The 6,392-nt window shown below is 74.0% G+C and carries 6 protein-coding genes and 1 pseudogene; 3 read left to right on the plus strand and 4 right to left on the minus strand.

All coding sequences use genetic code 11. The features are described from left to right. Positions 1-718, minus strand: a pseudogene (locus ND748_RS22170) (hypothetical protein); the annotation flags it as partial. On the opposite strand from ND748_RS22170, the gene ND748_RS22175 reads away from it, so the two are divergent. From ND748_RS22175 to ND748_RS22185, 3 genes are all read left to right on the plus strand, one after another. After that, positions 708-1,799 carry an SMP-30/gluconolactonase/LRE family protein gene (locus ND748_RS22175; RefSeq protein WP_308205696.1) on the plus strand — a complete coding sequence of 364 codons (1,092 nt, stop codon included), beginning with the start codon at positions 708-710 and terminating at the stop codon, positions 1,797-1,799. The pseudogene ND748_RS22170 and the gene ND748_RS22175 sit on opposite strands and share 11 nt — an antisense overlap. A gap of 154 nt (positions 1,800-1,953) precedes the next feature. After that, a complete protein-coding gene (locus tag ND748_RS22180) occupies positions 1,954-3,534 on the plus strand; it encodes an FAD-binding oxidoreductase (RefSeq protein WP_251747903.1) in 1,581 nt (526 codons plus the stop codon). Positions 3,535-3,973: 439 nt separating this feature from the next. Continuing rightward, positions 3,974-4,132: a hypothetical protein gene (locus ND748_RS22185; protein WP_251747904.1), complete on the plus strand. Its 159-nt coding sequence runs from the start codon at positions 3,974-3,976 to the stop codon at positions 4,130-4,132. A 78-nt stretch (positions 4,133-4,210) separates the two neighbouring features. Here ND748_RS22185 and ND748_RS22190 read toward each other — a convergent pair whose 3' ends face one another. From ND748_RS22190 to ND748_RS22200, 3 genes are all read right to left on the minus strand, one after another. Beyond that, positions 4,211-5,206, minus strand: a complete 996-nt coding sequence (locus ND748_RS22190; protein ID WP_251747905.1) for an NlpC/P60 family protein — start codon at positions 5,204-5,206, stop codon at positions 4,211-4,213. A gap of 6 nt (positions 5,207-5,212) precedes the next feature. Continuing rightward, positions 5,213-5,920, minus strand: coding sequence for a hypothetical protein (locus ND748_RS22195; RefSeq protein ID WP_251747906.1), 708 nt, complete (start codon positions 5,918-5,920; stop codon positions 5,213-5,215). A 109-nt stretch (positions 5,921-6,029) separates the two neighbouring features. Beyond that, the gene (locus tag ND748_RS22200) at positions 6,030-6,236 is read right to left on the minus strand and encodes a helix-turn-helix domain-containing protein (RefSeq protein WP_251747907.1); all 207 of its coding nucleotides are present in this window, start codon (positions 6,234-6,236) and stop codon (positions 6,030-6,032) included. Positions 6,237-6,392: the final 156 nt, after the last annotated feature.

Consider the following 6,392-nt stretch of genomic DNA (forward strand, 5'->3'; position numbering starts at 1 on the left):
CGCCCAGGTCGCGGGCGAGGCGGTGGCGCAGCCCGGGTCCGGGCAGCGGGGCCGTCCCGGCGGCGAACTCCGCGACCGCGTCGTAGAGCAGGTCGAACCGCGCCTCGGCGCGGACGCCGCGCAACGCCTGCGGACTGACGGTGCCCGCGAGCCGCGCGTCGGGATCGGCGTCGAGGACGGTCAGTGGCGGCGGGTCAATCCCCAGCACCTCGGCGATCATGATCGCCTTCTCGAGGACGTGGCTGACGACCGTACGCAGGTCAGGCGGCGCGGCGCCGTCGCCGAAGGGGCCGATGAGCAGCGGCAGATGCCCCGTGCGCAGCAGGCGCAGCCCCACCTCGCGCAGTAGCCGGCTGCCACCCAGGCCGTTCATCGAGTCCTTGGCGACCACGGCGACGAACCCGGGGCAGCCTTCGGCCGTCGGGGCGGTCAGCGCGTCAGTCGCCGCGAGCACCCTGTCATGGCCGATGAACACCGGCGCCTGGCGCAGCCCCAGGCTCTCGGCTGCCCGGCGCAGCCCGAGCACCGGCGCCGGGTCGACCACCCGCAGGTCCGCAGGGACGTTCTCGGCGAGAACGAGGGTCGGCATCGCCCAGTCGAGGTACCGGCTCGGCGGGTCACCGTGCAGCAGCGCCGCGCGCCGCCCGGCCGCGGGCGCGCGCAACCGCGCCCTGTGGATCATCGGCGGGATCGTCCTCATCTTCGTCGTGGCGGCCATCGTCGGCATCGTCCTGGCCGTGGCGAGCTCCAACGGCGGAGACGACGACGACCGCACCGACTCGGCCGCCCCCCGGGTCGCCACCGCCTACCGCGGACCGGCGCTGACCGTGCAGGGGCTGAGCCCGTACAGCCTCGCCCTCGACCCCGACGGCTCGCTGCTCGTGTCGAGCCTGGCGACCGATCGAGTCCAGAAGATCACCGCGGCCGGTGCCGCGGACGACTTCGCGGGCACCGGCGCGGGGGGGAGCGCCGGCGACGGCGGCCCGGCCACCGCGGCCCAGCTTGACGGTCCGGGCTCCACCGCCCGCGACGAGGACGGAAACATCTACATCGGGGACGCGAAGAACAGCCGCATCCGCAAGGTCACGCCCGCCGGGGTGATCTCCACGGTCGCCGGCACCGGCACCGCGGGTTACAGCGGCGACGGCGGGCCGGCCACCGCGGCCCAGCTCAACAGCGCCGAGAAGGTGACCATCGGGCCCGACAGCAGCGTGTACTTCTCCGACTACGAGAATCACCGCATCCGGAAGATCGATCCGGCGGGGATCATCACGACGTACGTGGGCACCGGCGTCGCCGGCTACACCGGTGCCGGCGGCGCGGCGACCCAGGCGAAGATCGACGGCCCGAACGACATCACGATGACCGCCGACGGCACGCTCTACTTCGCCGATCTCGGCAGCGACACCATCCAGAAGGTCACCCCGGACGGGATCATCAGCACGATCGCCGGCACCGGGGAGGCCGGCTTCGCCGGCGACGGCGGCCCAGCCCGAGCAGCCAAGCTCAACGTGCCATCCCTGTCGATCGGACCGGACGGGAAGACCTTCTATCTCGCCGACTACCGCAACAACCGGGTCCGGAAGATCGACCCGAACGGCATCATCACCACCATCGCGGGCAACGGCACCGAGGGCTCCGGCGGCGACGGCGGCCCGGCGACCGCGGCCCAGTTCAAGAACCCGAGCTCGGTGGTGGTCGACGGCAGCGGCGCCGTGTACGTCGCGGACAACGGCAACGACCGGGTCCGGCGCATCGACCCGGCCGGCACCATCGCGACGATCGCCCAGCCGGGCTGAGCCGACCGCGCCGGGGCCCAGCCCGGTGTCCTGGTGTGGCCCGGGCTGGCCGGCGGCAGCCCACTCGGGCCGCCGAGCGGCCGTCGCCGCCTGGATTGACATACCTTCGCCGATAGTCGGGCGGCGGGGTGCGGACGGCTCTCTGGGAGGATGCGTGGACGGACCCGACCGCCGGTCGGTGTTACGGGCCGCGGGCGGTGGACTGGCGCTCGCCGGCGCCGGGCTCGGCGGCACGTTGCTCGCCGGGTGCCGCGGGGACACCAGTCCCGTCCCCTCCGCCCTCGACTGGCAGGCCCTCGATGCGCGCCTGACCGGCCCGCTGCTGCGCCCGGCGGACCCGCGATACGCCGCGGCCAGCATGCTGTTCGACCCGGCCTTCGACGCGATCCGACCGCAGGCGGTCGCCCAGGCCACGTCCACCGCCGACGTCCAGGCCTGCGTCGAGTTCGCCCGCCGGACGGGGCTGCCGCTGGCCGCCCGCGCCGGTGGGCACAGCTACGGCGGCTATTCGACGACGACCGGCCTGGTCGTGGACGTCACCCCGCTGGCCGGGGTGGCCGCGGCGCCCGGCCAGGTCGCCCGGATCGGGGCGGGCACCCTGCTCGTCGACGTCTACTCCGGTCTTGCGCGGGCGGGGCTGGCACTGCCGGCGGGTTCGTGCCCGACTGTGGGCATCGCCGGGCTCGCCATGGGCGGCGGGATCGGCGTGCTCGGTCGGCGCTACGGCCTGACCTGCGACCGGATGGTCTCCGCCGAGGTGGTGCTCGCCTCCGGGGAGGTCGTGCACACCGACGCGGACCACGAGCCGGATCTGTTCTGGGCGCTGCGCGGCGCGGGCGGCGGCAACGTCGGCATCGTCACCTCCTTCACCTTCGCCACCCACCGGGCGACGCCGCTGGTGCTGTTCACCTACCGCTGGGCCTGGGATGGCGCCGCCGATGTGGTGGCCGCATGGCAGGACTGGATCTCCGCTCCCGGCGGCGCACCGGAGAGCCTGTGGTCGACCTGCGTCGCCTTTTCGGCGCCCGCGGCCGGCGTCGGCGGCACCCCGACACTGCGGGTGAGCGGGGTGCTGTCGGGCGGCGCCGGCGACGACGCGGTGGCCGGCCTGCGCGCCCGGCTCGCCGACCTGGTCGATGCGACCGGCCACCGGCCCACCGGGACCTACGTCACCACCCGGGGTCATCTGGAGGCGATGCTCATCGAGGGCGGCTGCGCGGGCCGCGCGGTCGAGTCCTGCCACCTGCGCGGCCGGACGCTGGGCGGCACGGTGCCACGGGTTGCCCAGCAGGCCGCGTCGGCGTTCCTGCTGGAGCCGATACCGGCGCGTGGCGTCGAGGTGCTGCTGGGCACGGTCGAACAGCGCCAGCGGACCGCGGGGGCGGGCTCGGGCGGGGTGATCCTGGATTCCTGGGGCGGGGCGATCAACCGGGTCGCCCCGGGCGACACGGCGTTCGTCCATCGCAGCGCGATCGCCAGCGCCCAGTACGTCGCCGGCTACGCCCCGAACGCCGCGCCGGCCGCGAAGGAGGCCAACCGCCGCTGGCTGCGTTCCACCGTCGAGGCGACGGCGCCGTTCGTCTCCCGGTCCGCCTACCAGAACTACATCGACCCCGAGCTCGCCGGCTGGGCGCAGGCGTACTACGGGGCGAACCTGGATCGGCTGCGGCAGGTGAAGCGGGCCTACGACCCCGACGACCTGTTCCGCTTCGCGCAGGGCATCACGTCGGCCTGACCGAGATGGCCTGACCGCGCCCGGCCTGACCCCGACGCCCTGCCCGCGACGCCCTGTCCCCGGCGCCCCGACGATCAGTCACATCTGGTAGCCACCCCGTGCCAGGAGTCGACGTCAGCCGGCCCGGGGTGGCTTGAACCATTAGAGCCCGTCACTTCCACGTCGCCAAGTGGCTACAGGTGGTCAACCCACTGTCCGTTCGGTGTCCCGCCGAGGGGTACGCCGTGTCCGCGGCGGTGTCCGCCGGCGCGTCCGAGGACGGGCGGGCCTGCGAGTCACCCAGGCCGGGTGGAGAGGCAGCCGTCCGTCGGGGCGCCACCCGCCGCTCGGCGATTCCCCTTGCGACGGCTACTCAAGGTGAGTACACACATGCTGTCGGTGACTTATCGACGTTGGTGTCCGTCCGGCCTTATCGGCTGGCTGTGCTGCGAGGTCCTGCATGAAGAAACTGATCTGGCCGTGGGGTATCGGGTTGTTCATCCTGTTTTTCGCGGTGACCGCGCCGAATGACGCCGCTGACGTGGTCCATAACACCGTGGGCGTGCTGGGCGGAGTGGCCAACGGCCTGTCGGACTTCGTGTCCGAGACGACCGCCTGAACCGTCACCGGCCCGGCCGGCCGGCCGCGACACCAGGCGGCCCGGTCGGGCGGACCGGAGTGACCAACCAGCCGGACGCTATCGGAGGTCCTTCGCCAGCGGCCTGGTCACCGCAACCGTGCCGGTCCAGTCTGAGATGTCGGACTCCACCACGCCCCAGCGCGCCCCCTTGGCCGCGATGACCCGGCCGCCACCGACGTACATGCCGACGTGGCCGGGTGCGTCGGCGGTGCCGTCGGTGCCCGGCGTGAACAGCAGGTCCCCGGGTTGTGGGTCGACCCCGGCGACCACCGGGCCGAACCGCAGCTGGTCCGTGGTCACCCGGGGCAGCTCGATGCCGATGTTCCGGTAGGCGGCCTGCACGAGCGAGGAACAGTCCCAGGAGCCCGGCCCGACCGCCCCCCAGACGTAGGGCTTACCGATCTGCGACTCCATGAACGCGACCACCGGAGCGATCGCGCCGGCGGGAATCTCCACGCCGAACTCGAGCGAGTCCCCGTAGACCTGTGTCTGGGCGAGGATCGTGCGCACGTAGTTGCGGGTCTCGGTGTAGGGGGGGATGCCGGCGAACGCGAGCACCGCCCCGGCGCCGGCGTTGTAGGCGGCCAGCATCTTCTCCTGCCCGTCGCCGGGCACGGTGGCGACCGACGCCGCCACCGCGCAGTCGTACCGGGCCGCGGCCGGGATCGCGTCGGCGGGGTTCCACACGTCGCCCTGGCCGTGGCTGGCCCAGGTGGCGGGCATGAACTGGGCGATCCCCATCGCCCCGACGGGCGAGCGGGCCTGCGGGTTGAACCCGGACTCCTGATGGAGCTGGGCAGCCAGCAGGGCCGGCGTCACCTCTTCGCAGCCGGCGCCGTTCGCCGCATCCGTGATCAGCTGCAGGTACTCCGCCGGGATGCCGTCGGCGTTCTCGATCGACTTGTCACCCCGGCCGTGGTCACCGACGAACGGCCCGGCGAGGGACATGATCAGAACCGAGATCAACAGGATGGTCCCACCGATGACGATCGCCGAGCCGGTGCCCAGCCACACCAGTAACCCGGATCGCCTGGGCGGGAAGCGGCGGGCCATCCGACCTCACCGCCCCGGCGCGTCGCCGGCGACGCTGGCAAGATCCGCCCCGGCGACCCGCCAGGTCCCGTCGGCCTGGCGCAGCAGCGTCAGGGCCGGGGTGGACAACGTCGCTACCGGGGCCTCGCTGCCCGTCGTGGTCTCGCGACGCACGTTGAGCTGGAGCACGACGCGGCCCGTGGCGGTGGTGTCGATGCCGCCCAGGGGCGTGGTCGCCAGCACCGACACCTGCGAGCGGGCGCCATGGGCACGGAGATCCTCCCAGGCCTGGCCGTCAGCGCCGCCGTCGGCCGCGCTGGTGGAGCCCACGCCGAGCGAGGCGGCGAAGTCCTCGGTGAGGCAGTCCCGGGCCCGCTCGACGCCGGCCGACGGTCCCGCATCGGTCCGGGCGTCGAACGACTGCCAACGGGTGAAGCAGTCGGCGGCGACCGCGGCCGGGTTCGTGCGGTCGACCTCGCCGGTCGCCGGGGCGGTCGCGGTCGCCAGCGGGGGCCCGGGCGCCTGGCTGGCACCGGGCGGCGGGCCGGTGGTCACCGCCGGGATCGGGGTGGGGTCCACCGCCCGGCCCAACGTCCCGCAGCCCGCCAGCACCGCCAGCACCATCAGCAGCGCCGGCAGTATCAGCACCGCCGGCAGCGTGTGCACCGCCGGCAGCACGAGCGGAGTGCGAGCCTCGCTGCGCAGCGGCGCCGAACCACCCTTGATCACGAACATGTCCGGGCGCCGCTACGCCGAGCCGCCGTGGCGCCCGATCACCGGCACACCGTCGTACTCGGGGCGCCCGCGGCAGCGATCCTCGTGCCCGCCCCGCCCACGGCACCGGTCATTCCCGGCCGTCCAGCCAGTCCCGCACCCGGCCACGGCGCACCCGCCACTGGTGGCCGACCTTGCGGGCCGGGATCGCTCGCTCGGACAGAAGCTTCAGGACCGTGCTCTCGGACAGGCGTAGCCAGGAGACCAGCTCGTCGACGGTGAGCACGTCGTCGTCGTCTGCGGGCCGGGCCGACGCTCCACCGGTCGCGGACGCCATACCCGCACCGCCAGTGGGAGTGCCGACGGCCCCCAGCCTGGCGGCCCCGCCAGTGCCACCGGATACCGACGTCCTGGTCCCCGGCGGGGACAACGGCGGCGCGAGCGGCGCGACCGGAGGTGCCGCCGCGGGTGCGCCGGCCGGCGTGCCCGGGGC

The organism is Frankia sp. AiPs1, from assembly GCF_023716945.1.
Lineage (GTDB): Bacteria > Actinomycetota > Actinomycetes > Frankiales > Frankiaceae > Frankia.